We start from the raw sequence: 21,999 nt of genomic DNA, 5'->3' as shown, positions 1-21,999 counted from the left end.
CGCGGGCTTGCCCGCGTAGAGGCCTGTTCAGCCATCGGTACTCTTGGGTTCCGCCATTGCCTTGAGCACCGCCTTGCGCTGCTCAACCGGCAAAGCCCCAAGCTTCTCGACCTGCGCATAAAACCTCACCCAATCGCCTCCCTGTTGCTTGAACAGCGCCGCAAACGCCGGCACCCACTGGTCGTACAGGCCAAACGGCAGCAACCGTGCGTTGTTCAACGGTGCGTTGATCCAGGCGTCATAACGTTTGTCTCCAGCCCATTGGTCATCGCGCAACTGACGGTATTCGGCGCGTAACCGCTCGAACGCTGCGACTTTACGCTGGCGCATTTGCTCGGGCGGCAGCGGCAGGGCGTAGAGCGCTTCCAGTTGTGTCCGGGTGTTCAGAACCAATTGAATGAACTGGTCCCGATGTCGTGCCTGTTTATTATCGTCCGGTGGAAGGCTACGGAATGCGCGCCATTGGCGGGTGCCTTCCTGTTCGACGAAGGTGGCGAACGACTCGTTGAACTCCGTGTCGTCTTTCACATACACACGTTGATGCGCCAGTTCGTGAAAGATCAGCGTGGCCAGGCGCTCATCGCCCCAGCCCATCATCGAATTCATGATCGGATCGTTGAACCAGCCCAGGGTCGAGTAAGCCTCGACACCGCCGATCGACACGTCCATGCCTTGCAGGCGTTGCAGCGCCGCCTCGCCCCGGGCAGCACTCTGGTTGTAGTAACCGCGGTAGGCCACGCAACCGGCGATGGGGAAGCAATGGTTCTGAGGCTTCAGGGAAAATTCCGGTGTGACGAATACATTCCAGACCACATAGGGCCGACCGATGTCGGCATACAAGCGGTAGCTCTGGTTATCCGGCAGATGCAGCTGTTGGCTGGCAAATGTGCGGGCTTTTTGTGATTGGATCAGGTGTGCACGCAGTTTTTGATCGCGATCGGGGTCGGCAATCACACTGGAAACCGGCTCCCGTGCCCGCAGCAACTGCAGTTGACCGCTGGCCAGCTGGCTGTAGTAGCTGACGCTGGCACAACCGTTGAGCAACAAAAACAACATGCCCGGAAACAAAACGCGCAAAACGCGATCAAGTAACCCAAGGCTTGGACGCGGCCTGATCAAAATAAAAAATCCCTGGAAAGTCTGCTCGCAAGACTATCCCGCTTGACTGGAGCTCCGCTATGCGCAAGTTGATGCTGACGGGAGGCCTGCTGATGCTGGCCGGTTGTGCTGGATTCGGAATACCACGCCAGGATCCTTCACAGGCGTGGATCGATCTGGATTCGCAGCAGGAAGATACGGCGTTGCAAGCGTTGGCAGTGGATAAACAGGCGGCCAACGATAAACGCTATTTCGAGGTGCAACCTGGCAGTCATGAGCTGAAGGTTCGCTACCAGTTTCCGGTTCAACCCAGCAATATCGGCCCCAACGCGGAGACACTGTGGCGTGATTGCCAGATAAACGTGAAATTCGATGACTTCAATGCGGGTGAGCGTTATCAGCTGCAAGCGGGGAATATTGGTTTCAGGCCGTGGGCCAGGCTTTACGATCAACAGCGAAAAGTGATCGGCAAGGGCACACCGGCGGGCTGCCAACGCACCTGATCGGCGCTATGCTGAATACCTGATATTCGGGACATTCATCATGCGCAGGTTGATGCTATTACTCGCTGCAAGTGTGGTCGCCGGTTGTTCGAGTCCTATGCCGGCGGTCAACCCGCAGATGGCGTGGGTCGATTTCTCTACGCCATTCCCCAATGACAAATTGCTGATGGCCGAACGGCTGGACAACGTGCGATCACGCGACGGGCGTTTTTTCCAGGTGACGCCCGGTAGTCACGAGCTGACTGTGCGCTTTGATTTCGAGGTGCCCGGCGGGGGCTCTGACTTGTTCGACGGAGGTACGGAACGGCTGTGCTACATGATCATCAAGTACGATCATTTCGAGGCCGGTCAGCGCTATCTGCTGGAAGCCCGTTCCATGGCGTTTACTCCCGAAGCACGTTTGTTCAACGCCAAACGTGAAATCGTCGCCGAAGCCAGGCAGATCAACTGTATACCGTGAGGCCGATCAGCGATCGTTCTTCTGGTAGATGATTTTCTTGGTGCCGTATTCGCATGAGCCAACGACCATATTCTGATCGTGGACTTCTTCGTTTTTGACGATTTCCAGTGTGTAGGACGTAACCCCTCGGGCCTGGATCTTGGCTTCGATTTCGGCCTTGAGTTCTTCGCAAGGTTTCGGTGCCGCCAGGGCTGAAGTGGCCAGTGCGCAACAGATAACCGCCAAGGTAAAACGTTTCATGGTTGAAGCTCCCTTGAGGCAGCGCGGATGATCATGCGATTCGGCTGCTGTCATTTATTCGACCACAGTTTTATCTGGCAAATCTCTGGCCATGCAAAAAAAGATCGCCGCTTCGGCAGGTTCTTTGAGCTGCCGAAGCGGCGATGTTTTATGCGCTAGCTGACCAAAGTCGCATCCAGACTGATCCTGGCATTCAACACTTTGGACACCGGGCAACCTTCTTTGGCCTTGTTGCTCAACTCCTCGAACTGAGCCTGGCTCGCTCCGGGGATTTTCGCCTTGAGGATCAGTTTCACCGCCGTGATCGCAAAGCCGCCGTCCACTTGGTCCAGGGTCACTTCGGCGTTGGTATCGATGCTGTCGGCTTTGAGGCCGGCGTCACCGAGAATCATGGAAAACGCCATGGAGAAACAACCGGCGTGGGCCGCGCCAATCAGTTCCTCGGGGTTGGTGCCCTTGCCGCCTTCGAAACGTGCCTTGAAGCCGTAGGGCGCTTCCCTGAGAACGCCGGTTTCCGTGGATATCGAACCGATGCCGGTTTTCAGATCACCTTCCCAATGGGCCGATGCTTTTTTGATGATAGCCATGCTTGTCTCCTCAAGAGCCGGCGCGGAGCGTCGCGCCTACGTGATTTGCCTCGCTAGGGTTCTGAGGATAGACCGCGGTGCAAAGTTCACCTGATCTGATCACGCCGCCTATTCGGCAGTAATTTTCGCTGTGCCATTGAAACTCGGGTATATGCCCTCATTGCATGAAACACGCTGTTGGATTCGGCAGGTTTTCGTTCGCAAGAAAAAACCTGCGCCCTCAATTGGAGAAGCAGGTTTATGAAACGACTGTCCGATATCAAGTTTTCGACCCTCGATCTGGTGCCTGTACGGGAGAACGGCAGCGCAGCCCAGTCGTTGCGCAACTCGCTGGACCTGGCGCAGCACGTCGAAAAGTTCGGCTATAACCGCTTCTGGGTCGCTGAACACCACAACATGGACGGCATCGCCAGTTCTGCCACCTCGGTATTGCTCGGTTATCTGGCCGGCGGTACTTCGACCATTCGCGTCGGTTCGGGCGGGGTGATGCTGCCCAACCACGCACCGCTGGTGATCGCCGAGCAGTTCGGCACCCTTGAAAGTCTGTATCCCGGCCGGATCGACCTGGGCCTGGGGCGTGCTCCCGGTTCCGATCAGATGACTGCTCGCGCGTTGCGCCGTGAACGCTCCGGCAGCGCTGATGATTTCCCCGAAGACGTCGCAGAGCTGATGCGTTATCTCGGGCCGCGCACTCCGGATCAGCGAGTCATCGCGATGCCGGGCACCGGTACCCAGGTGCCGGTCTGGCTGCTGGGCTCCAGCCTGTTCAGTGCGCAACTGGCCGGTGAGCGTGGTTTGCCCTATGCGTTCGCCTCACATTTCGCACCGCGTTACATGCATGAGGCGATTCGCGTCTATCGCAACCATTTCAAGCCTTCAGCGGTGCTGGACAAGCCCTACGTGATGCTCGGTGTGCCACTGGTGGCGGCCGATACGGATGAGCAGGCCGACTATCTGGCTACGTCGGTGTTCCAGCGCATTCTTGCCCTGATGCGTGGCCAGAGCCTGGTGCAGCGCCCACCGGTGAAAACCATGGACGGTCTGTGGCTGCCCCATGAGAGAGAAGCCGTCAGTGATTTCCTGGGCCTGGCAATGATCGGCAGCCCGCAGAAGATCCGCGCCAGGCTGGAGGTGCTGATCGAGCAGACTCAAGCCGATGAGCTGATTTTTACCTGCGACCTGTATGAACATTCCGATCGTGTGCATTCCTATGAATTGCTGGCGCAAGTCATGAAGGGCTGAGGTTTAACGCTACAAAAAAGCCGACGCCATGGCGTCGGCTTTTTAATGAGCAAAGGAATCGCCTACTTTTTGTAGACAATGACCTTGGCGCCGCCTTCACATTTACCGACGATTTTCCCGCCGGCCGCAGCGCCTTTATCGACGATCTCCAGTGAATACCCGGAAACGCCCTTGGCATCGAGTTTTGCGGCGATTTCGGCTTTGAGCTCTTCACACGGTTTGCCGGCCGCCAATGCGCTGCCTGCAAGGCTCAATAAACCTACCGCCAAAATAAACTTCTTCATTGGTCGCATTCCCTGGTCGGATCAAAGGAGCGTCCAGCCAGCCGCCGGACGCAGTGATGTAGCGTTTTGCTACTTCATGTGGCACTCGGCCAGCGCACGAGTTCAGAAGCCAGGATAAAAACTCAGCTACTGGCGATCCGGAACCCGACTTTGAGTGTCACCTGGAAATGCGCAGCCTTGCCGTCCTTGATGTGCCCACGGGTTTCCGTCACTTCAAACCATTCCATGTACTTGAGACTTTTACTGGCCTCGGTCAATGCGTTGTTGATCGCATCTTCGATACTGCTGGTGGACGAGCCTACCAGTTCGACTTTTTTATAGGTGTGATGGTCAGTCATGGCGTTCTCCTTAGGGTGTGAAATACAGCCTAGCAGTGATTTTCTGTCTTACTTTTGTCGCTCGGTTTGACAGAGAGGTTCACATTTACTGCACTTTCTCGAGCCTCTGGAGTCCCAACCAACACACGCCACTCATCAACAATGCAGGAGAGCCACCATGGCCAACAGCTCGTTACGCAAAGCCTCATTGCAAAGCATGGAAGCGGAAATCGAGAGTCTGCTCAAATCCCTGGAAAACCTGAAGGACGATGCCTCGGACGAGTCGCGTAAAACCCTCAAGGTGCTCAAAGGCAACGCCGAGAACGCATTGAGGCATTCGCGCCATCTACTGGCCGATGCCTATGAAGAGGTCAAGGTCAAAACCCGGGAAACGGGGATCGCTACCCGGGACTACGCCCAGGAACACCCTTGGACTACAGCCGGTGTCGCCGTGGGGGCGCTGGGTCTGTTGGCGGCCTATCTGTTGTGCAAACGCGGTGACTAATTTGTCTGGCGCAGCTCGTTTTTGAGCCATTGCGCCAGTTGCCGGGCGCGCCCGTCCGCAGCGCGCTTGGGCAGCCACAATGCCAGTTGTGCCGGGGTTTCGCTGAAACCCCAGGGTGCGACCAAGCGACCAGCCTTCACGTCCTCGGCGACCAATGGCTGCGGGGCAATCGCCACGCCCAATCCGGCCACGGCTGCTTCCAGCAAGTAATACAAATGCTCGAACCCCTGCCCGTATTTCAACGCCTTCACGTCGAGGCCGCTTTGCTCTGCCCAGCTGGGCCAGGCTTGTGGGCGCGAGGTGGTGTGCAGCACGGATTCCTGCAGCAACGATGTGGCCGGTGCATCTTTCAGCCGTTCATAGCCGACGAATCGCGGGCTCAAGACCGGCCCTATCCGCTCGCTGGCCAGTTCGAACACCTGCATGTCCGCCGGCCATGGCGGTTCGGCAAATACCAGTAAGGCATCCAGGCCCGGGCGACGGGGATCAAGATCGCCTTCCCCGGCAGACAAATGCAGGCGCAGGTCCGGCAGATCGGCATTCAACCGCCCCAGCCGCGGAATGAACCAGCGCGCCAGCAGGCTTCCCGAGCAGCCAAGGACGAACGGTGCATCGGCCGTGCTCTGCGTGAGTTCGGCGCACACCGTACGCAGGCGCTCAAAGGCCTCAGTACTGGCGTCGCGTAAACGTATACCGGCATCTGTGAGTTTCAGGCCACGTCCGTCCTTGATGAACAGGCTCACGCCAAGGTGTTCTTCGAGCACCTTCAGTTGTCGGCTGACCGCGCCATGTGTGACGTGCAGCTGTTCGGCCGCCTGACTCACGCTGTTCAAGCGAGCAGTGGCTTCAAAGGCGCGCAGGGCGTTGAGCGGTGGGAGGTCGTGGCTCATGATCTGTGAGTTTTCCTGACAGGTTGTGGCGATCTTATCGGTTTTCAGTCCGGGGCGTCAGGGGTAGAGTGAATCCACTCTCTCTTTACACGTCACTTCACGCATTCAACTGGAGCGCCAAATGACTCAGACAAATCTGCGCAACGGCCCTGACGCCAACGGCCTGTTCGGTACGTTTGGCGGCCGTTACGTCGCCGAAACCCTGATGCCGTTGATCCTCGATCTGGCCCGCGAGTACGAAGTTGCCAAGGAAGATCCTGCATTCAAAGAAGAATTGGCCTACTTCCAGCGTGACTATGTCGGACGTCCAAGTCCGCTCTATTACGCTGAGCGTCTGACAGAGTTCTGCGGCGGCGCGAAGATCTATCTCAAACGTGAAGAGCTGAACCACACTGGCGCTCACAAGATCAACAACTGCATCGGCCAGATCCTGTTGGCTCGACGCATGGGTAAAAAACGCATCATCGCCGAAACCGGCGCCGGTATGCACGGCGTGGCGACCGCCACCGTGGCTGCGCGTTTTGGTCTGGATTGCGTGATCTACATGGGCACCACTGACATCGAACGTCAGCAAGCCAACGTGTTCCGCATGAAGCTGTTGGGCGCCGAAGTGATTCCGGTGGTATCCGGCACCGGTACATTGAAAGACGCCATGAACGAAGCCCTGCGTGACTGGGTGACCAACGTCGACAATACCTTCTACCTGATCGGCACCGTGGCCGGTCCGCATCCTTATCCCGCGATGGTTCGCGACTTCCAGTCCGTGATCGGCAAGGAAACCCGTGAGCAGATGCAGGCCCATGAAGGCCGTCTGCCGGACAGTCTGGTGGCGTGCATCGGCGGTGGCTCCAACGCCATGGGCCTGTTCCATCCGTTCCTCGACGACAAGAGCATCGAGATCATCGGTGTCGAAGCGGCCGGTTATGGCATCGAAACCGGCAAGCATGCGGCTAGCCTGAACGGCGGCGTACCGGGCGTGCTGCACGGCAACCGCACCTTCTTGCTGCAGGACGACGATGGCCAGATCATCGACGCTCACTCGATCTCCGCTGGCCTGGACTACCCGGGTATTGGCCCGGAACACGCCTGGTTGCATGACATCGGTCGCGTTCAGTACACCTCGGTGACCGACGACGAAGCCCTTGCGGCGTTCCACCAATGCTGCCGCCTGGAAGGGATTATTCCTGCCCTGGAAAGCGCCCATGCCCTGGCTGAAGTGTTCAAGCGCGCACCGAACCTGCCGAAAGATCACCTGATGGTGGTCAACCTGTCGGGCCGTGGCGACAAAGACATGCAAACCGTTATGCACCACATGGAACAATCGAAGCAGGAGAAACACTGATGAGCCGCCTGCAAACGCGCTTTGCCGAACTCAAGGAACAGAACCGCGCCGCCCTGGTGACCTTCGTGACCGCAGGCGACCCGAGCTACGACACCTCCCTGGCGATCCTCAAGGGCCTGCCGGCGGCTGGCGCCGATGTGATCGAATTGGGCATGCCCTTCACCGATCCGATGGCCGACGGCCCGGCGATCCAGCTGGCCAACATCCGTGCGTTGGCTGCCAAGCAAAACCTGGCGAAAACCCTGGAAATGGTTCGTGAGTTCCGCAAGGACAACAACGAAACGCCGCTGGTGTTGATGGGCTACTTCAACCCTATCCACAAGTACGGCGTGCCGCGTTTCATTGCGGAAGCGAAAGAGGCCGGCGTCGATGGTCTGATCGTGGTCGACATTCCGCCCGAGCATAACGGCGAATTGTGCGACCCGGCGCAGGCCGCGGGCATTGACTTCATCCGTCTGACCACGCCGACCACTGACGATGTGCGTCTGCCAACCGTGCTCAATGGCAGCTCCGGTTTTGTGTATTACGTGTCGGTGGCCGGTGTGACCGGTGCCGGTGCGGCAACTCTGGAGCACGTCGAAGCAGCGGTCGCGCGTCTGCGTCGTCATACCGATCTGCCGATCAGCATCGGTTTCGGCATCCGCACCCCGGAACAGGCCGCGAATATCGCGCGTCTGGCTGACGGTGTGGTGGTGGGGTCGGCGTTGATCGATCACATCGCCAATGCCACGACGCCGGAGCAGGCGGTGGATGGCGTGCTGAGCCTTTGTTCGGCGCTGGCCGAAGGTGTGCGTAAAGCGCGCGTCAGCTGAGGGTAAAGTTCCTGATACAGAGGAATTAGCGCCCTCCGGCACAGACTAATGAGCAAGACCCAGGGCTTCAGGACCTCGTTCTGAAGCCCTTTTTGCTGCGTGTGCCGTGAGGAAAAACCTGATGAAAATGTCGAAGCGTCTGATTGCCAGCCTGGGCGTTCTGATGCTCAGTGCCACTCCGTTGTTGCCGGCCAGTGCAGATCAGCACGACGATCGCGGTCATTACGATAACCGTGGTGACTATCATGGCGATGATCATCGCGACCATGACAACCATCGTGGCGGTCCACCACCACGGGACTTCGGACCGGTGCGCCAGACAATCCATGACAATCACGGTTTCTTCGTACGGGGTGCACCGCCGCCGCCAGGTGTCATTGTGGTGCGTGGGCGACCGCTGCCCCGAGGTTATTACGGCGAGCGCCTGGATAACCGGGCGTTGAACCACTTGCCGTATTACCCCGGTTACGAATGGCGCCGGGCGGGTGCGGATGTTGTGCTGATCGCTGTAGGAACGGGGATTGTCTATGAGGTCTTGCAGGGGGTTCTGTACTGACAGGTTTGCAGGCTGATGGGCGAACGTCCTGACCCTTGTTGGAGCGAGCTTGCTCGCGATGGCGGCAGGCCCGCCAGTCTATATGCTGGATGTGCCGGCCTCACCGCGAGCAACCTCGCTCCTACAGGTTCTGATCTTAAGGTAACTCCAAGCCGCCCGCTGCCTTGTGCAACTTGCGCAGGTGCTCTCCGATTTGTTTCACGTTGGCTTCATTGGCCGCCATTTCGGCTGCACGGCTCGGTTCAAGCAGCGCTCTGACTTCCTTATCCAGGTCGCCGGACAGTGCCAGCAGTTGTTTCTGTCGCTGGCTGCTTTCCGATTCCAGATGTTGCGATTCACTGGGCTGTGGCAAGCCATATCCGCCGGTGCCGAGCAATTCTGCCGGTCGGCTTAGAAAGCCGCTGTTATCGAGAATCTGCCTCAGTGTCTCGTTCGCCTTGTCCATTCCACCGTTTTTCAATTCTCTGGCGCCCAGATAACGCTGTTTGACCTCGTCCTGGGCCAACAGCAACTGGCGGCGAAAGCTCGCTTGTTCCAGCAGGAGCAACGCTGCGCTCGTACGCAAATCAGCCTGTTCGAACCATTTGCGGCGCTCTTCGGCTTTCAAGTCCAGCCAGTCCTCTACGGTTTCCTGCTTGACCGGCAAGTGTTTTTTCAACACGTCGAACATGGCTTGATAACGATCGCGGAAGGAGTCGAAGCGATAGCCCAGGCGCAGGGCTTCACGAGGGTCGTCGAGCACGCTGGTATCCGCCAGTCCGCGACCTTTGAGCACTTCCAGCAGACCGTTTGGCATGATGTTGTCCAGAGCGACCAACTTGGGATTGTTGGTGCCGCCACGCAGCAACTTCAACTCTTCCACCGCGCAGTTGTTTGACAGGAAGAAATAGTTGCCGTCGTAGCTCCAGTGCATTTCGGCGGCGCGTTCCACGACATCTTCAATCTCGCGGCGCGACAGATTCAGTGGCACCGAGGCCAGGCTGCGCAATTCGGTCTTGGTGTATTCGTCGATCACTTGGGCCAACGGCAGGACGAACAGGCGCGACGGGTATTTACCGACCAAGCCATCCCAACTCGACAGCTGAACGTCGCCGACGAAGGCGCGGTAGGACAGTACCAGGTGCTGATCCAGGTCCAGTCGACAATCCGGCCCGCGCGGTCGGCCTGGTGCACAGATCACCAGCCGCAACATGCTATGGCCCCAGCGGCTCACCCAGTTCTGGTTGGCCTCCGCCAGCAGATAGTCGACGGCGTAGACCCGTTCCGGATCGACCTGCCCCAGGGGTGTTTTGGCGAAGTCGTTACCGGCATTCAGGAACGCGAAGGTTTTGCCGCAAGCATCCTTGGCGGCGGGCGCCCAGCCGAAGTGCTCTTTGTAGTAGCGGTACAGCGATGGGCGGCGACAGGCATAGCCCGGGTCAAGGAGGAAGTACTCCATGTTGACCGCGACGAACTCCAAGGGGCTGGTTGTCTCGTAAATATCCGGGCTGCGGGCGATCTGGCGGTTGTGCTGTTCGCGTTCGCCACGACGGCCGACGTATTGCTGCCATCCGGCGAGGTCGAGCAGGCGTGGGTCATCGCTGAGGGTGAAGCGGCGATCGGACTGACCGCGGCATTCGTCCGGGATACCGATCAGCCCCGAACTGTTTTGGTGCCGGGTGCAGCGCTGAATCAGTTGGCGTTCCGCTTTCGACCACAGGCGTGAACGGTCGTAGATGTGAGTCAGTTCGTGCAGCACCGTCGCCAGCATCTCGCGGCGCACGGTGCCATGGGGGCGATAGGTCTTTTTGCTTGCGGCGCTGCCGTCGGTGAGGCTGGCCAGCAGGTTGCGATTCAGGTCGAGTTCCGACACCAGCGACGCCTGGCCGTAGGCGTTGCCTGGCATGTCGTCGGTCCAGCCGACGTCGATGCGCCGGTCGAGTTGCTCGATGAAGCGCGGCGGCAGAGCCTGCATGGCTTCATCGAGCAAGGCTTGGCTGGCTTGCTGTTGGGCGGGATTCAGACCGTCGCTCTTGAGATGTAATTCAAGGCCGGCATGGGCTGTGTTACCGAACAGCAACAACGCCCCGGCCCACAGCCAGGCAGCTGGAAACCTCACAGCGCGAGAATGGCTTCGGCGAGAACCTGATCACTGGCGTCACGGGCCTCCGGTACGCGGGTGCGCAACATTCCCAGGGCTGCTTCCAGGTGTGCACCACGAATGTCGCCGTTGCTGGCAACGAAACTGGCGGCATCGTCCTGGGCATCGCGGACGATTTTCGAATCCCGGATGGAGGTGGTGGTATCGGATGTGAAATCAAGTGTGCGCTGGGTGGCACGAATCAGCATGTTACTGGTGGCAACCAGGGTATGGGCCTGGGCCACGTCGGCGAGCAGCAGCAGGCCAAGGGTGGCGGCAATCAGCGGGTTACGCATGGAACGACTCCGGAGAAACTTGGGATAGCTATTGGACGAGAATTGCTTGTGCCAGTTCAAGGTCGCTGGCATGAAGTTTTGGCTGGGTCCGGCGCAGGTAATTCAGGGCCGATTCCAGCTGTGCGCCTCTCAGTTGGCCGTCACTGGCGATGAATGCTGCAGCGTCATCCCGGGCGGCGAGCAGCAGTTTATGGTCGAAGGGCGCCGAGGTCACCATGCTTGTGGCGTAACCGCTGGCGACAGTGCCTTGTGTAGAGAGGTTGAAGGCATCAAAAGCGTGGGCCGAACCCGAGTGGATGGCCGCGAAAAACACCGTAGAGATCAACAGATTTGAATGAAAGCGCATGAGACTCGACAGTTGAAGGTGAGTCCCAAGGCTAGCGCAAGCACCGGTCTAGAGCCAGCATCGCAACATTGGGACACGACTGGCGTGTCCCGCTCCAGGCCAGCCGCTTAGATGGTCAGAATCGCTTGCGCCAGTTGCGCGTCGGTTGCATTCAGTTGTGGCGCCTGATGACGAATGTAGTCGAGTGCACTTTCCAGTTTTACGCCGCGGATCGCGCCTTCAGTGGCAACAAAGCTCGCCGCGTCGTCACGGGCAGCGAGGACGATCTTGTTGTCCTTGAACGACGACGAGACGACATCGGTGGTCGCATCGGATGTGGCCTTGAGGGCGTTGACGACCGCATCGGTGGTCACGATGAAGCTGCTGGCGTGGGAATTGGCAGCCACGGCAAGCAGGGCTGCAGCGCTGAGCAGACGAAGACGGGGCATGGTGTAACTCCTTTGGGTATCGATTGAAAGAGGGCGCGGTGCCTGAATAGTCAGACGCCAGGCATTCGGCGTTCGCCACGTTCTGGTCGATATTAGGCCTGCGCGTGGCAATTAGCACAGTGCTGTCTGTTCGAGTGGAGCATTAGCGCCAGAACGGTTTGTCCAGTTCGCTGACACGATCGGCATGGCTGATGCCCATGTCCGAGAGTTGCCGATCATCGAGTTGGCCGAGTATTCGCCGGGTTCTTGCCCTTTCAAGGCTGTTGCAGAGCCCTCTCAAGAGCCTGCGAAACCAGTGTGAGCGTGGGTTTGATTGGAGCGTGGAAGCAGGCGCATCTACCAAGTGATTCATGGCGCAGTCCCTTGTGCTGACTAGAGGTCCTATCGTGATACCGAGGCTCTTTCCATGACAGACACAATGCGCCTAAATTGTACTGGTTCAGTTCTAATTTTTACTTAACTGTACCTGTCTGGCGCTACCTCTACTGTGTGGCCATATTTAGTGACCCTAAACGACAAAACCCGTCGTGGTTTCCCACGACGGGTTTTGTTTTTTCAATTCGGGTTGCTGGCGGTGGACCCTACAGGTCAGAGCCAGCGACGCTAACTTAGCGCCAGAACGGCTTGCTCAGCTCTTCGTAGCGTTGTGCTTCGCTGATCCCGGCATCGGCCAGCAGACGCGAATCCAGACGAGCCAGTTGATGGCGGCTGGAGATGCGGCGCTGCCACAGCATCAGGTTGGCGATAACGCGCAGAGGCATGGAAGCCTGGGTTTTTGCAGCAGTGTTTTCGAGAAACATATCGGAACTGATTGTACGTTCCATGGTGGTCATCCTTCCGCTTGTGGCGGCATTAGGTAGTGGTTTAACTGGTGCCCATGATCCTCTCGTTTGCCTAGTCTCTGTAGATACAGTTCACCTGTATTGTGAGGGCTCAGTTAACTGTTTATGGGGGGTGTACTGGTCGAAATTGAGGCAACTGTACTTGTCTGCACCATTATGGCGCGATTTTGCTGATTTTGAACGGGAGTGTAGGCAGATTCGGTAGGAAATGACCGGTACAGCAGTACAGTTTTTGAGGGGATAGTGTTTGAAGGTAGCCCGCTGACGAAACTGTGTTTGCGTCAGCGGCTATCTGTACCCGTTACGCCAGGAGCATTTTCCCGGTTTCTTCCAGGTTGATGTGCCAGCTCAGGGCATCACGCAGGATGTGTGGCGTATGGCCGCCAAGGGCGCAAGCGGCCGAGAAGTAGTTATTGAGCGCTTCGCGATAGTCCGGATGCACACAGTTATCGATGATCACGCGAGCTCGCTCCCGAGGCGCCAGGCCACGCAAGTCCGCCAGGCCAACTTCGGTAACGAGAATGTCGACGTCATGCTCGGTGTGGTCAACGTGGCTGACCATCGGCACCACGCTGGAAATGGCTCCGCCCTTGGCAATCGACTTGGTCACGAAGATGGCCAGGTGCGCGTTGCGCGCGAAATCGCCCGAGCCGCCAATGCCGTTCATCATCCGCGTGCCGCAGACGTGGGTGGAGTTGACGTTGCCGTAGATGTCGAATTCGAGCGCGGTGTTGATACCGATGATGCCGAGTCGACGCACCACTTCCGGGTGGTTGGAGATCTCCTGGGGGCGCAGCACCAGTTTGTCCTTGTAGCGTTCCAGATTGCCGAACACATCGGCGTTGCGACGGCTCGACAAGGTGATCGAGCTGCCCGAAGCAAAGCTCAGTTTGCCGGCATCGATCAGGTCGAACGTCGAATCCTGCAGCACTTCGGAGTACATCGTCAGGTCTTCGAAGGGCGAGTCGATCAGGCCACACATCACCGAGTTGGCGATGGTGCCGATGCCGGCCTGCAGCGGGCCGAGCTTGTTGGTCATGCGCCCGGCGTCGACTTCCTGCTTGAAGAAGCTGATCAGGTGGTCGGCGATGGCCTGGGTTTCAGCGTCCGGCGCCAGCACGGTGGATGGCGAGTCGGGTTGGTTGGTGATCACGATCGCGACGATTTTTTCCGGCGGGATCGGGATGGCGGTGCTGCCAATGCGATCGTCGACCTTGACCAGCGGAATCGGCGTACGGGTCGGACGATAAGTCGGGATATAGATGTCGTGCAGGCCTTCGAGATTCGAGTTGTGCGCCATGTTGATCTCGACGATCACGTGTTTGGCGAAAATCGCGAAGCTGGCCGAGTTGCCCACCGAGGTGGTTGGCACGATATGCCCTTGTTCAGTGATCGCCACCGCCTCGATCACGGCGATGTCCGGCAGCTTCAGTTGCTGGTTGCGCAGCTGTTCGACGGTTTCCGAGAGGTGTTGGTCAATGAACATCACTTCGCCGGCGTTGATCGCCTTGCGCAGGGTGCTGTCCACCTGAAACGGCATGCGCCGCGCCAATACGCCGGCTTCGGTGAGCTGTTTGTCGAGGTCGTTGCCCAGGCTGGCGCCGGTCATCAGGCTGATCTTCAGCGGCGTGACCTTGGCCCGTTCGGCCAATGCGTGGGGTACGGCTTTGGCTTCGCCGGCGCGGGTGAAGCCGCTCATGCCGACGGTCATGCCGTCCTGAATCAGAGCGGCGGCGTCGGCGGCGCTCATCACTTTATCCAACAACGAAGGCAGGCGAATACGGTCACGGTACATGGATTGTTATCTCGGGAAACGGGTAGCAGGATGTGCAGTCTAGTGAATTTTGAAGGTTCACGTCCCGCTACCAAGGTCGCAAAAGGGCCGTCAATTCCTGATGTTTTAAACAAAACACTGTTACTGAATCGGTAACAAAGCGGCGGTTTGTCCGACGGTCTTCACCAATAAAAACGCCCCGACAAGTCGGGGCGTTTTCGGTGCCAGCGAGAATTACTCGACAGCCTTCACCATGTCCTCGATGACCTTCTTGGCGTCGCCGAACACCATCATGGTCTTGTCCAGGTAGAACAGTTCGTTGTCCAGGCCGGCATAGCCGCTGGCCATCGAGCGTTTGTTGACGATGATGGTCTTGGCCTTGAACGCTTCGAGAATCGGCATGCCGGCAATCGGCGATTTCGGATCGTTCTTCGCGGCCGGGTTGACCACGTCGTTGGCGCCCAACACCAGGACCACGTCGGCCTGACCGAACTCGGAGTTGATGTCTTCCATCTCGAACACCTGGTCGTAAGGCACCTCGGCCTCGGCCAGCAATACGTTCATGTGGCCAGGCATCCGCCCTGCCACCGGGTGGATCGCGTACTTCACGGTCACGCCACGGTGGGTCAGCTTCTCGGTCAGTTCCTTCAGCGCGTGCTGGGCGCGGGCCACCGCCAGGCCGTAGCCCGGAACGATGATCACGGTGTCGGCGTTGGTCAGCAGGAAGGTCGCGTCGTCAGCCGAGCCGGATTTCACCGGACGGGCTTCCTTGGATCCTGCCGGGCCTGCGTCGGCTGTGTTGCCGAAACCGCCGAGCAACACATTAAAGAAGGAGCGATTCATCGCCTTGCACATGATGTACGAGAGGATCGCACCGGACGAGCCCACCAGGGAGCCGGCAATGATCAGCATCGAGTTGTTCAGCGAGAAGCCGATACCCGCCGCCGCCCAGCCGGAGTAGCTGTTGAGCATCGACACCACCACCGGCATGTCGGCGCCACCGATCGGGATGATGATCAGCACGCCCATGACGAACGCCAGGGCCAGCATCAGGGCGAAGGCGCTGAGGTTGCCGGTCAGCATGAAGGTCACGCCCAGCGCCAGTGTGGCCAGGCCCAACAGCAGGTTCAGTTTGTGCTGGCCGGCGAACTGTACCGGTGCGCCCTGGAACAGGCGGAACTTGTACTTGCCGGACAGTTTGCCGAACGCGATCACCGAACCGGAGAACGTGATGGCACCGATGGCGGCGCCGAGGAACAGTTCCAGACGGTTACCCGCCGGAATCGAATCACCCAGGTGCTTGACGATGCCCAGGGACTGCGGCTCGACGACGGCAGCAATGGCGATGAACACCGCGGCCAGACCGATCATGCTGTGCATGAACGCGACCAGTTCCGGCATCTTGGTCATTTCAACGCGCTTGGCCATGATCGAACCGGCCGTGCCGCCGATCAGCAGGCCGACAATCACGTAACCAATGCCCGCTGTCGCCCCGCCTTGTCCAAAAGAGAGTGCGCCCAGCTTATAGATGAGGCCCACGGTGGTGAGGATCGCCAACGCCATGCCGAGCATGCCGAACAGGTTGCCGCGACGCGACGTGGTGGGGTGCGACAGGCCTTTGAGGGCCTGGATGAAGCAGATCGACGCGATCAGGTAGAGCGTCGTTACGAGGTTCATGCTCATTACTTCGGCGCCTCTTCTTTTACGGCTTTCGGGGCTTTTTTCTTGAACATCTCAAGCATGCGGCGGGTGACCAGGAAGCCACCGAACACGTTGACCGCCGCCAGCGCGACCGCGAGGGTGCCCATGGTCTTGCCCAGTGGCGTCACGGTCAAAGCCGCTGCCAGCATGGCGCCGACGATCACGATCGCCGAAATGGCGTTGGTCACGGCCATCAAAGGCGTGTGCAGCGCAGGTGTAACGTTCCAGACCACGTGATAACCGACATAAATCGCCAGCACGAAGATGATCAGGTTGTAGATACCGGGGGAGATAAGCTCTTCCATCGTCTGAATCCCTGCTTAGGCGTTTTTGCGGATGACTTGGCCGTCGCGGCACATCAGGCACGCGGCGACGATGTCGTCTTCGAGGTTGATCTCGAACTGGCCTTCCTTGGTGAAGACCAGTTTCAGGAAGTCCAGCAAGTTGCGGGCATACAGCGCTGAAGCATCTGCCGCGACCGCACCGGCGAGGTTGGTCGGACCGACAATGGTCACGCCATTTTCGACGACCACCTGATCGGCCACGGTCAGCGGGCAGTTGCCGCCCTGGGCGGCGGCAAGGTCGATGACCACCGAGCCCGGTTTCATCTGTGCCACGGTTTCGGCGCTCAACAGCGTCGGCGCCTTGCGGCCCGGAATCAGCGCGGTGGTGATGACGATATCTGCCTGCTTGGCGCGCTCGTGCACGGCCACCGCCTGGCGCTGCATCCAGCTGGCCGGCATGGGCCGCGCGTAACCGCCGACACCGACGGCGCATTCACGCTCTTCGTCGGTCTCGTAGGGCACGTCGACGAACTTGGCGCCGAGGGATTCGATCTGCTCTTTTACCGCGGGGCGCACGTCAGACGCTTCGATCACGGCACCCAGACGTTTCGCCGTGGCGATTGCCTGAAGCCCGGCCACGCCGGCGCCGAGAATCAGCACGCGCGCCGCTTTCACGGTACCTGCAGCGGTCATCAGCATCGGCATGAAGCGCGGATAGTAATGAGCGGCCAGCAGCACGGCTTTATAGCCGGCAATGTTGGCTTGCGAGGACAGCACATCCAGGCTTTGGGCGCGGGAGGTACGCGGTGCGGCCTCGAGCGCGAACGCGGTCATGCCGCACTCAGCCATTTTGGCGATGGTTTCATTGCTGAACGGGTTGAGCATGCCCACCACAACGGTGCCGCGCTTGATCAGCGCCAGCTCGCTGTCGCTGGGCGCGACCACCTTAAGAATCAGCTCCGCACCAAACGCATCGTTGGCGCTGCCAATGATCGCGCCTGCCGCTTCATAAGCACTGTCGACAACACTGGCGTTAATGCCGGCGCCGCTTTGTACAGTGACCTTATGACCCTGGCCGATCAGCTTCTTGATGGTTTCCGGGGTTGCAGCAACCCGTGTTTCACCCGTCTGGGTTTCGAGAGGAACACCAATGTGCACGTCAAATCTCCTGCGTGATCTTATTGAGTAAACCCATGCACTACGGATGGTGCGACTGGGGCGGCTGATCAGCACGATCCCGCCAAATCAGGGCGGGGCGCGGCATTTTGCAGGCGAACTTTGTGCCCTTCAAGGAATTATGACGGGTGACGGAAAATTAACTACAAGTCACCCCGTGACCGAATGTCGCAACTAATCGGCTCAATCCCTTATAACCCGTGCCTTGCAAGGAGTTTGGCGGATTTTCAGCCATTTATGCATCGGCCATATGAATGATGCGGCATTGCTTTCAGATAGAAGCTCAAAGCCACGTCTTCAGGCGCTTGTAGGACGTCTGTACTACCTTTGTCTACAGTCTGCGAAAATGCGACAAATACTTATATCTGTAGGGTTTTTATTTTGCTGACTACGGGGTCAGCTAATGCCTCTAAGCCTTCATTTCTCTAGGCTGTAGCTGTGTGCTTGATTCACCAGCCAGTCTCGAAAAGCCCTTAATGACGCAGATTCGACCTTTCGCTCAGGAATCATCAGGTAATAGGCCTTGATGCTCGAGAGGGCCTGAGGGTTGGCGATCACCAAGCGTTTCTCGGTCAGTTCGCGCTGAATCAGGAATGGCGGTATCAGGGCAATTCCCATGTCGTGCATGGCTGCCTGAGCCAGCATGGAGAATAGCTCGTAGCGTGGCCCTGTCATGTCGCGAGGTACATTCAGGTGCTGGGAGTCGAACCACTGCCGCCAGGCATAGGGTCGGGTGGTCTGCTGCAGGAGGGGCAGTTCCGCGAGTTCATCGGCTGTCAGAACGGTCTTGTTTCCCAGTAGGGCAGGGCTACATACCGGGAGCGGATGCTCGCCCATCAGTCGGTGGGATTCTGTACCCGACCAGTCCGCGTCACCAAAGTAAATCGCGGCATCAAAGTCGGTGTCGGCAAACAGGAAGGGGCGTGTGCGGTTAGTCAGGTTGACCGTCACTTCCGGGTGCTTTTTCTGAAAATCCTTCAATCGAGGTAGCAGCCATTGGGTGCCGAAGGTCGGCACCACGGCCAGCTCGATCACGTTGGCACCCTGCTGTCCCATCACGGACAAGGTGTCGCGCTCCACCGCGTCCAGTTGAGTGGCGACTCGGCGGCTGTAAGAAAGTCCGGCTTCGGTCAGTTTGACTCCGCGTCGCGAGCGTCGGAACAGCTCTACGCCGAGGAAGTCTTCGAGGCTGGCAATCTGGCGGCAAATGGCGCCCTGTGTCAGCGAAAGCTCCAGTGCTGCCTTGGTAAAGCTCTCGTTGCGCGCTGCCGCTTCGAAACTGATCAGGGCGGTTGTGCTGGGTATTTTTCTGCGCATGTACGCCAACCTCACTAATTCATTGCATTAAATGGGTTTTGCGACGTTTCGGAGTGAGAAATTAGCACAACAGTATGCAAAATCCTCGTTTGTCGGGAGGTCCAACCCGGCCTAGCATCAGTCCACGTTATTAGACCTGTTTCGAGAGGACATACTCATGGCCGGTAAAGCTAGCTTCAACTGGATCGATCCCTTGCTGCTGGATCAACAGCTCACTGAAGAAGAGCGCATGATCCGCGACACCGCTGCGCAGTTCGCTCAGCAGAGCCTCGCGCCGCGCGTTCTCGAAGCTTTCCGTCATGAAAAGACCGATCCGGCGATCTTCCGCGAGATGGGTGAAGTGGGCCTGCTGGGCGCGACCATCCCTGAGCAGTACGGTGGCAGCGGCCTCAACTATGTCAGCTATGGCCTGATTGCCCGTGAAGTCGAGCGTGTCGACTCCGGCTATCGTTCGATGATGAGTGTGCAGTCCTCGCTGGTGATGGTGCCAATCAATGAATTTGGTACCGAAGCGCAGAAGCAGAAGTACTTGCCGAAACTGGCCTCGGGTGAATGGATCGGCTGCTTTGGTCTGACCGAGCCCAACCATGGTTCCGACCCGGGCGCGATGATTACCCGTGCGCGCAAAGTGGAAGGTGGCTACAGCCTGACCGGTAACAAAATGTGGATTACCAACAGCCCAATCGCTGATGTGTTTGTCGTTTGGGGCAAAGACGATGCGGGTGATATCCGCGGTTTCGTTCTGGAGAAAGGCTGGAAGGGCCTGAGCGCTCCTGCCATTCACGGCAAGGTCGGCCTGCGTGCGTCGATCACCGGTGAAATCGTCATGGACAACGTATTTGTGCCGGAAGAGAACATCTTCCCCGATATCCGTGGCCTTAAGGGTCCTTTTACTTGCCTCAACTCGGCTCGTTATGGGATTGCCTGGGGTGCGCTGGGGGCTGCCGAGTTCTGCTGGCACACCGCTCGCCAATACACGCTGGATCGTCAGCAGTTCGGTCGCCCATTGGCCGCCACTCAACTGATTCAGAAGAAGCTGGCTGACATGCAGACCGAAATCACCATGGCGCTGCAAGGCTGCCTGCGTCTGGGTCGCATGAAAGACGAAGGCACTGCGGCGGTCGAAATCACTTCGATGATGAAGCGCAACTCCTGCGGCAAGTCTTTGGACATCGCTCGCATGGCTCGCGATATGCTCGGCGGCAACGGCATCTCCGATGAGTTTGGCGTCGCTCGCCATCTGGTCAATCTGGAAGTGGTGAATACCTACGAAGGTACGCATGACGTCCATGCGCTGATCCTTGGTCGTGCGCAAACCGGCATCCAGGCGTTCTATTAATAGGAGAACGGCCATGGGCGCGCTTTCGCATCTACGGGTTCTGGATTTATCGCGGGTGCTGGCCGGGCCGTGGGCCGGACAGATTCTTGCGGACCTTGGCGCTGAGGTGATCAAGGTCGAGCGTCCGGGCAATGGCGATGACACGCGTGCCTGGGGCCCGCCGTTCCTTAAAGACGCTGATGGCGAGAACACCAGCGAGGCCGCCTATTATTTGGCGGCCAATCGCAACAAGCAGTCGGTCACCATCGACTTCACGCGTCCGGAGGGGCAAAAGCTGGTGCGTGAGCTGGCGGCTAAATCGGACATCCTGATCGAGAACTTCAAGGTCGGTGGACTGGCCGCCTATGGGCTGGACTACGCGTCGCTGAAGACTATCAATCCAGACCTGATTTATTGCTCGATCACCGGGTTTGGCCAGACCGGGCCTTATGCCAAGCGTGCGGGTTATGACTTCATGATCCAGGGGCTTGGCGGGCTCATGAGTCTGACGGGGCGACCTGAAGGTGAAGAGGGTGCGGGGCCGGTCAAGGTCGGCGTCGCGTTGACGGATATTTTGACCGGGCTTTATTCGACGGTGGCGATCCTGGCGGCGCTTGCGCATCGGGGTCAGGGCGGTGGCGGTCAGCATATTGATATGGCGTTACTGGATGTTCAGGTGGCCTGCCTGGCCAACCAGGCGATGAACTACCTGACTACCGGCAATGCACCCAAACGCCTGGGCAATGCTCATCCGAACATCGTGCCTTATCAGGATTTTCCTACGGCGGATGGCGACTTCATTCTTACAGTAGGGAACGACGGACAATTCCGAAAATTTGCCGAAGTGGCCGGTCAACCACAATGGGCAGACGATCCGCGATTCGTTACCAATAAGCTGCGGGTGGCTAACCGTGCAGTGCTCATTCCGCTGATTCGTCAGGCGACGGTGTTCAAGACCACCGCTGAATGGGTGGCACAGCTGGAGCAGGCGGGAGTGCCGTGCGGGCCTATCAACGATCTTGCGCAGATGTTTGCTGATCCTCAGGTCAAGGCGCGAGGGTTGTCGATTGAGTTGCCGCATGCGTTGGCCGGGATGGTGCCGCAAGTGGCAAGCCCTATCCGGTTGTCCGAGACGCCCGTGGAGTACCGTTATGCGCCTCCGCTGCTGGGAGAGCATACGTTGGAGGTTCTGCAGCGGGTGTTGGGGCTGGGTGCGGATGTGGTGGCGTCGTTTAAAAAGTCCGGCGTGCTCTAGGGACATCTTCTATATAGAGGGATGGTTTGCTCCTCCTTTGCATGGGGGGGGGCGGCTGTTTTCCTGCCTTTCGTAAGTAATTGATAGAAAACCCAAATCAGTGGTTGACGGCAGATTCTGGAAGCCTATAATTCGCCCCACTTCCGGCGCAGTCGAAACGGAAAACTCCTTGGTAAACAATGAGTTATGCAGTTTTCGACAGCAGATTGCTTCAGGTCATCGAAGTCGATAGGAAGTTGAAAAAGAGGTGTTGACAGCGGCGAGTAACGCTGTAGAATTCGCCTCCCGCTGACGAGAGATCGAAAGC

At 58.4% G+C, this 21,999-nt stretch carries 26 protein-coding genes; 9 read left to right on the top strand and 17 right to left on the bottom strand.

Translation table 11 applies throughout. From position 1 onward, the window contains the following. Positions 1 to 27 precede the first annotated feature (27 nt). On the bottom strand, positions 28 to 1,119 hold the full coding sequence (locus AC1Q6D_RS29020; protein ID WP_103405390.1) for an aminopeptidase: 1,092 nt from the start codon (positions 1,117 to 1,119) through the stop codon (positions 28 to 30). 59 nt (positions 1,120 to 1,178) lie between these two features. On the opposite strand from AC1Q6D_RS29020, the gene AC1Q6D_RS29015 reads away from it, so the two are divergent. Beyond that, a complete protein-coding gene (locus AC1Q6D_RS29015) occupies positions 1,179 to 1,601 on the top strand; it encodes a PA0061/PA0062 family lipoprotein (protein ID WP_047535895.1) in 423 nt (140 codons plus the stop codon). A gap of 40 nt (positions 1,602 to 1,641) precedes the next feature. Continuing rightward, positions 1,642 to 2,061, top strand: a complete 420-nt coding sequence (locus AC1Q6D_RS29010) for a PA0061/PA0062 family lipoprotein (protein ID WP_103405391.1) — start codon at positions 1,642 to 1,644, stop codon at positions 2,059 to 2,061. Between the two features lie 6 nt (positions 2,062 to 2,067). Here AC1Q6D_RS29010 and AC1Q6D_RS29005 read toward each other — a convergent pair whose 3' ends face one another. Further along, positions 2,068 to 2,301, bottom strand: coding sequence for a DUF1161 domain-containing protein (locus AC1Q6D_RS29005; RefSeq protein ID WP_103405392.1), 234 nt, complete (start codon positions 2,299 to 2,301; stop codon positions 2,068 to 2,070). Between the two features lie 155 nt (positions 2,302 to 2,456). Continuing rightward, positions 2,457 to 2,888, bottom strand: a complete 432-nt coding sequence (locus tag AC1Q6D_RS29000; RefSeq protein WP_103405393.1) for an OsmC family protein — start codon at positions 2,886 to 2,888, stop codon at positions 2,457 to 2,459. A gap of 240 nt (positions 2,889 to 3,128) precedes the next feature. Between AC1Q6D_RS29000 and AC1Q6D_RS28995 the strand changes: the two genes are divergently transcribed. Next, positions 3,129 to 4,130 carry an LLM class flavin-dependent oxidoreductase gene (locus AC1Q6D_RS28995; protein ID WP_103405394.1) on the top strand — a complete coding sequence of 334 codons (1,002 nt, stop codon included), beginning with the start codon at positions 3,129 to 3,131 and terminating at the stop codon, positions 4,128 to 4,130. A gap of 62 nt (positions 4,131 to 4,192) precedes the next feature. Here the strand turns inward: AC1Q6D_RS28995 and AC1Q6D_RS28990 are convergent, their stop codons facing one another. Both AC1Q6D_RS28990 and AC1Q6D_RS28985 read right to left on the bottom strand, forming a co-directional pair. Further along, positions 4,193 to 4,414, bottom strand: coding sequence for a DUF1161 domain-containing protein (locus AC1Q6D_RS28990; RefSeq protein WP_103405395.1), 222 nt, complete (start codon positions 4,412 to 4,414; stop codon positions 4,193 to 4,195). A 122-nt stretch (positions 4,415 to 4,536) separates the two neighbouring features. Beyond that, complete coding sequence (locus AC1Q6D_RS28985; RefSeq protein WP_047535914.1) at positions 4,537 to 4,752, bottom strand: dodecin; 216 nt, start codon at positions 4,750 to 4,752, stop codon at positions 4,537 to 4,539. Between the two features lie 157 nt (positions 4,753 to 4,909). Between AC1Q6D_RS28985 and AC1Q6D_RS28980 the strand changes: the two genes are divergently transcribed. Further along, positions 4,910 to 5,236, top strand: a complete 327-nt coding sequence (locus AC1Q6D_RS28980) for an ElaB/YgaM/YqjD family protein (protein ID WP_047535917.1) — start codon at positions 4,910 to 4,912, stop codon at positions 5,234 to 5,236. On the opposite strand, the gene AC1Q6D_RS28975 is transcribed toward AC1Q6D_RS28980, so the two are convergent. Beyond that, a complete protein-coding gene (locus tag AC1Q6D_RS28975) occupies positions 5,233 to 6,126 on the bottom strand; it encodes a LysR family transcriptional regulator (protein ID WP_103405396.1) in 894 nt (297 codons plus the stop codon). The genes AC1Q6D_RS28980 and AC1Q6D_RS28975 overlap by 4 nt on opposite strands. 121 nt (positions 6,127 to 6,247) lie before the next feature. Here AC1Q6D_RS28975 and trpB point away from each other — a divergent pair, with 121 nt between their 5' ends. From trpB to AC1Q6D_RS28960, 3 genes are all read left to right on the top strand, one after another. Beyond that, positions 6,248 to 7,468: a tryptophan synthase subunit beta gene (gene trpB / locus AC1Q6D_RS28970; protein WP_103405397.1), complete on the top strand. Its 1,221-nt coding sequence runs from the start codon at positions 6,248 to 6,250 to the stop codon at positions 7,466 to 7,468. Further along, positions 7,468 to 8,280, top strand: a complete 813-nt coding sequence (gene trpA / locus AC1Q6D_RS28965) for a tryptophan synthase subunit alpha (RefSeq protein WP_047535924.1) — start codon at positions 7,468 to 7,470, stop codon at positions 8,278 to 8,280. Before trpB ends, trpA begins: the two co-directional genes overlap by 1 nt. A 121-nt stretch (positions 8,281 to 8,401) precedes the next feature. Beyond that, positions 8,402 to 8,836: an anti-virulence regulator CigR family protein gene (locus AC1Q6D_RS28960; protein WP_103405398.1), complete on the top strand. Its 435-nt coding sequence runs from the start codon at positions 8,402 to 8,404 to the stop codon at positions 8,834 to 8,836. A gap of 136 nt (positions 8,837 to 8,972) precedes the next feature. Here AC1Q6D_RS28960 and AC1Q6D_RS28955 read toward each other — a convergent pair whose 3' ends face one another. The 11 genes from AC1Q6D_RS28955 to AC1Q6D_RS28905 form a co-directional block, all read right to left on the bottom strand. After that, positions 8,973 to 10,934, bottom strand: coding sequence for a DUF7844 domain-containing protein (locus AC1Q6D_RS28955; protein ID WP_103405399.1), 1,962 nt, complete (start codon positions 10,932 to 10,934; stop codon positions 8,973 to 8,975). Next, positions 10,931 to 11,251: a DUF2388 domain-containing protein gene (locus AC1Q6D_RS28950; RefSeq protein ID WP_047535930.1), complete on the bottom strand. Its 321-nt coding sequence runs from the start codon at positions 11,249 to 11,251 to the stop codon at positions 10,931 to 10,933. Before AC1Q6D_RS28950 ends, AC1Q6D_RS28955 begins: the two co-directional genes overlap by 4 nt. 28 nt (positions 11,252 to 11,279) lie before the next feature. After that, positions 11,280 to 11,597, bottom strand: coding sequence for a DUF2388 domain-containing protein (locus AC1Q6D_RS28945; protein WP_047535932.1), 318 nt, complete (start codon positions 11,595 to 11,597; stop codon positions 11,280 to 11,282). 107 nt (positions 11,598 to 11,704) lie between these two features. After that, positions 11,705 to 12,025, bottom strand: a complete 321-nt coding sequence (locus tag AC1Q6D_RS28940) for a DUF2388 domain-containing protein (protein WP_103405400.1) — start codon at positions 12,023 to 12,025, stop codon at positions 11,705 to 11,707. Positions 12,026 to 12,167: 142 nt separating this feature from the next. Then, positions 12,168 to 12,377, bottom strand: a complete 210-nt coding sequence (locus tag AC1Q6D_RS28935) for a DUF1127 domain-containing protein (RefSeq protein ID WP_090466046.1) — start codon at positions 12,375 to 12,377, stop codon at positions 12,168 to 12,170. Between the two features lie 256 nt (positions 12,378 to 12,633). Beyond that, the gene (locus AC1Q6D_RS28930) at positions 12,634 to 12,849 is read right to left on the bottom strand and encodes a DUF1127 domain-containing protein (RefSeq protein WP_047535938.1); all 216 of its coding nucleotides are present in this window, start codon (positions 12,847 to 12,849) and stop codon (positions 12,634 to 12,636) included. Positions 12,850 to 13,168: 319 nt separating this feature from the next. After that, complete coding sequence (gene scpC / locus AC1Q6D_RS28925; RefSeq protein WP_047535941.1) at positions 13,169 to 14,662, bottom strand: succinyl-CoA:acetate CoA-transferase ScpC; 1,494 nt, start codon at positions 14,660 to 14,662, stop codon at positions 13,169 to 13,171. A 213-nt stretch (positions 14,663 to 14,875) separates the two neighbouring features. Continuing rightward, a complete protein-coding gene (locus AC1Q6D_RS28920) occupies positions 14,876 to 16,324 on the bottom strand; it encodes an NAD(P)(+) transhydrogenase (Re/Si-specific) subunit beta (RefSeq protein WP_103405401.1) in 1,449 nt (482 codons plus the stop codon). Then, positions 16,324 to 16,647 (bottom strand): NAD(P) transhydrogenase subunit alpha part 2, encoded by a 324-nt coding sequence (locus AC1Q6D_RS28915; protein ID WP_003187010.1) that lies wholly within the window; start codon positions 16,645 to 16,647, stop codon positions 16,324 to 16,326. The genes AC1Q6D_RS28920 and AC1Q6D_RS28915 overlap by 1 nt, the downstream gene beginning before the upstream one ends. Positions 16,648 to 16,662: 15 nt before the next feature. Further along, on the bottom strand, positions 16,663 to 17,784 hold the full coding sequence (locus AC1Q6D_RS28910) for a Re/Si-specific NAD(P)(+) transhydrogenase subunit alpha (RefSeq protein WP_103405402.1): 1,122 nt from the start codon (positions 17,782 to 17,784) through the stop codon (positions 16,663 to 16,665). Between the two features lie 435 nt (positions 17,785 to 18,219). Next, positions 18,220 to 19,119 carry a LysR family transcriptional regulator gene (locus tag AC1Q6D_RS28905; protein ID WP_103405403.1) on the bottom strand — a complete coding sequence of 300 codons (900 nt, stop codon included), beginning with the start codon at positions 19,117 to 19,119 and terminating at the stop codon, positions 18,220 to 18,222. A 157-nt stretch (positions 19,120 to 19,276) separates the two neighbouring features. Here AC1Q6D_RS28905 and AC1Q6D_RS28900 point away from each other — a divergent pair, with 157 nt between their 5' ends. Beyond that, positions 19,277 to 20,458, top strand: a complete 1,182-nt coding sequence (locus tag AC1Q6D_RS28900; protein ID WP_047535952.1) for an acyl-CoA dehydrogenase — start codon at positions 19,277 to 19,279, stop codon at positions 20,456 to 20,458. A 13-nt stretch (positions 20,459 to 20,471) separates the two neighbouring features. Further along, positions 20,472 to 21,692: a CaiB/BaiF CoA transferase family protein gene (locus AC1Q6D_RS28895; RefSeq protein WP_103405404.1), complete on the top strand. Its 1,221-nt coding sequence runs from the start codon at positions 20,472 to 20,474 to the stop codon at positions 21,690 to 21,692. Positions 21,693 to 21,999 lie beyond the last annotated feature (307 nt).

Source organism: Pseudomonas sp. MT92 (genome assembly GCF_058792515.1).
The sequence above is the reverse complement of the archived record's forward strand: the minus strand, read 5'-3'. Positions and strand labels throughout refer to the sequence as shown.

Excerpts from the sequence above, each read along its gene's own strand:
- AC1Q6D_RS29015 (WP_047535895.1), top strand. The coding sequence starts at position 1,179 with ATGCGCAAGTTGATGCTGACGGGAGGCCTGCTGATGCTGGCCGGTTGT.
- AC1Q6D_RS28995 (WP_103405394.1), top strand. The coding sequence starts at position 3,129 with ATGAAACGACTGTCCGATATCAAGTTTTCGACCCTCGATCTGGTGCCT.
- AC1Q6D_RS29010 (WP_103405391.1), top strand. The coding sequence starts at position 1,642 with ATGCGCAGGTTGATGCTATTACTCGCTGCAAGTGTGGTCGCCGGTTGT.
- AC1Q6D_RS28895 (WP_103405404.1), top strand. The coding sequence starts at position 20,472 with ATGGGCGCGCTTTCGCATCTACGGGTTCTGGATTTATCGCGGGTGCTG.
- AC1Q6D_RS28905 (WP_103405403.1), bottom strand. The coding sequence starts at position 19,119 with ATGCGCAGAAAAATACCCAGCACAACCGCCCTGATCAGTTTCGAAGCG.
- AC1Q6D_RS29005 (WP_103405392.1), bottom strand. The coding sequence starts at position 2,301 with ATGAAACGTTTTACCTTGGCGGTTATCTGTTGCGCACTGGCCACTTCA.
- AC1Q6D_RS28930 (WP_047535938.1), bottom strand. The coding sequence starts at position 12,849 with ATGGAACGTACAATCAGTTCCGATATGTTTCTCGAAAACACTGCTGCA.
- AC1Q6D_RS28920 (WP_103405401.1), bottom strand. The coding sequence starts at position 16,324 with ATGAGCATGAACCTCGTAACGACGCTCTACCTGATCGCGTCGATCTGC.
- AC1Q6D_RS28990 (WP_103405395.1), bottom strand. The coding sequence starts at position 4,414 with ATGAAGAAGTTTATTTTGGCGGTAGGTTTATTGAGCCTTGCAGGCAGC.
- AC1Q6D_RS28900 (WP_047535952.1), top strand. The coding sequence starts at position 19,277 with ATGGCCGGTAAAGCTAGCTTCAACTGGATCGATCCCTTGCTGCTGGAT.
- AC1Q6D_RS28915 (WP_003187010.1), bottom strand. The coding sequence starts at position 16,647 with ATGGAAGAGCTTATCTCCCCCGGTATCTACAACCTGATCATCTTCGTG.
- AC1Q6D_RS28985 (WP_047535914.1), bottom strand. The coding sequence starts at position 4,752 with ATGACTGACCATCACACCTATAAAAAAGTCGAACTGGTAGGCTCGTCC.
- AC1Q6D_RS28960 (WP_103405398.1), top strand. The coding sequence starts at position 8,402 with ATGAAAATGTCGAAGCGTCTGATTGCCAGCCTGGGCGTTCTGATGCTC.
- AC1Q6D_RS28945 (WP_047535932.1), bottom strand. The coding sequence starts at position 11,597 with ATGCGCTTTCATTCAAATCTGTTGATCTCTACGGTGTTTTTCGCGGCC.
- AC1Q6D_RS28935 (WP_090466046.1), bottom strand. The coding sequence starts at position 12,377 with ATGAATCACTTGGTAGATGCGCCTGCTTCCACGCTCCAATCAAACCCA.
- AC1Q6D_RS28950 (WP_047535930.1), bottom strand. The coding sequence starts at position 11,251 with ATGCGTAACCCGCTGATTGCCGCCACCCTTGGCCTGCTGCTGCTCGCC.
- trpB (WP_103405397.1), top strand. The coding sequence starts at position 6,248 with ATGACTCAGACAAATCTGCGCAACGGCCCTGACGCCAACGGCCTGTTC.
- AC1Q6D_RS29000 (WP_103405393.1), bottom strand. The coding sequence starts at position 2,888 with ATGGCTATCATCAAAAAAGCATCGGCCCATTGGGAAGGTGATCTGAAA.
- AC1Q6D_RS28940 (WP_103405400.1), bottom strand. The coding sequence starts at position 12,025 with ATGCCCCGTCTTCGTCTGCTCAGCGCTGCAGCCCTGCTTGCCGTGGCT.
- scpC (WP_047535941.1), bottom strand. The coding sequence starts at position 14,662 with ATGTACCGTGACCGTATTCGCCTGCCTTCGTTGTTGGATAAAGTGATG.
- AC1Q6D_RS28975 (WP_103405396.1), bottom strand. The coding sequence starts at position 6,126 with ATGAGCCACGACCTCCCACCGCTCAACGCCCTGCGCGCCTTTGAAGCC.
- AC1Q6D_RS28980 (WP_047535917.1), top strand. The coding sequence starts at position 4,910 with ATGGCCAACAGCTCGTTACGCAAAGCCTCATTGCAAAGCATGGAAGCG.
- trpA (WP_047535924.1), top strand. The coding sequence starts at position 7,468 with ATGAGCCGCCTGCAAACGCGCTTTGCCGAACTCAAGGAACAGAACCGC.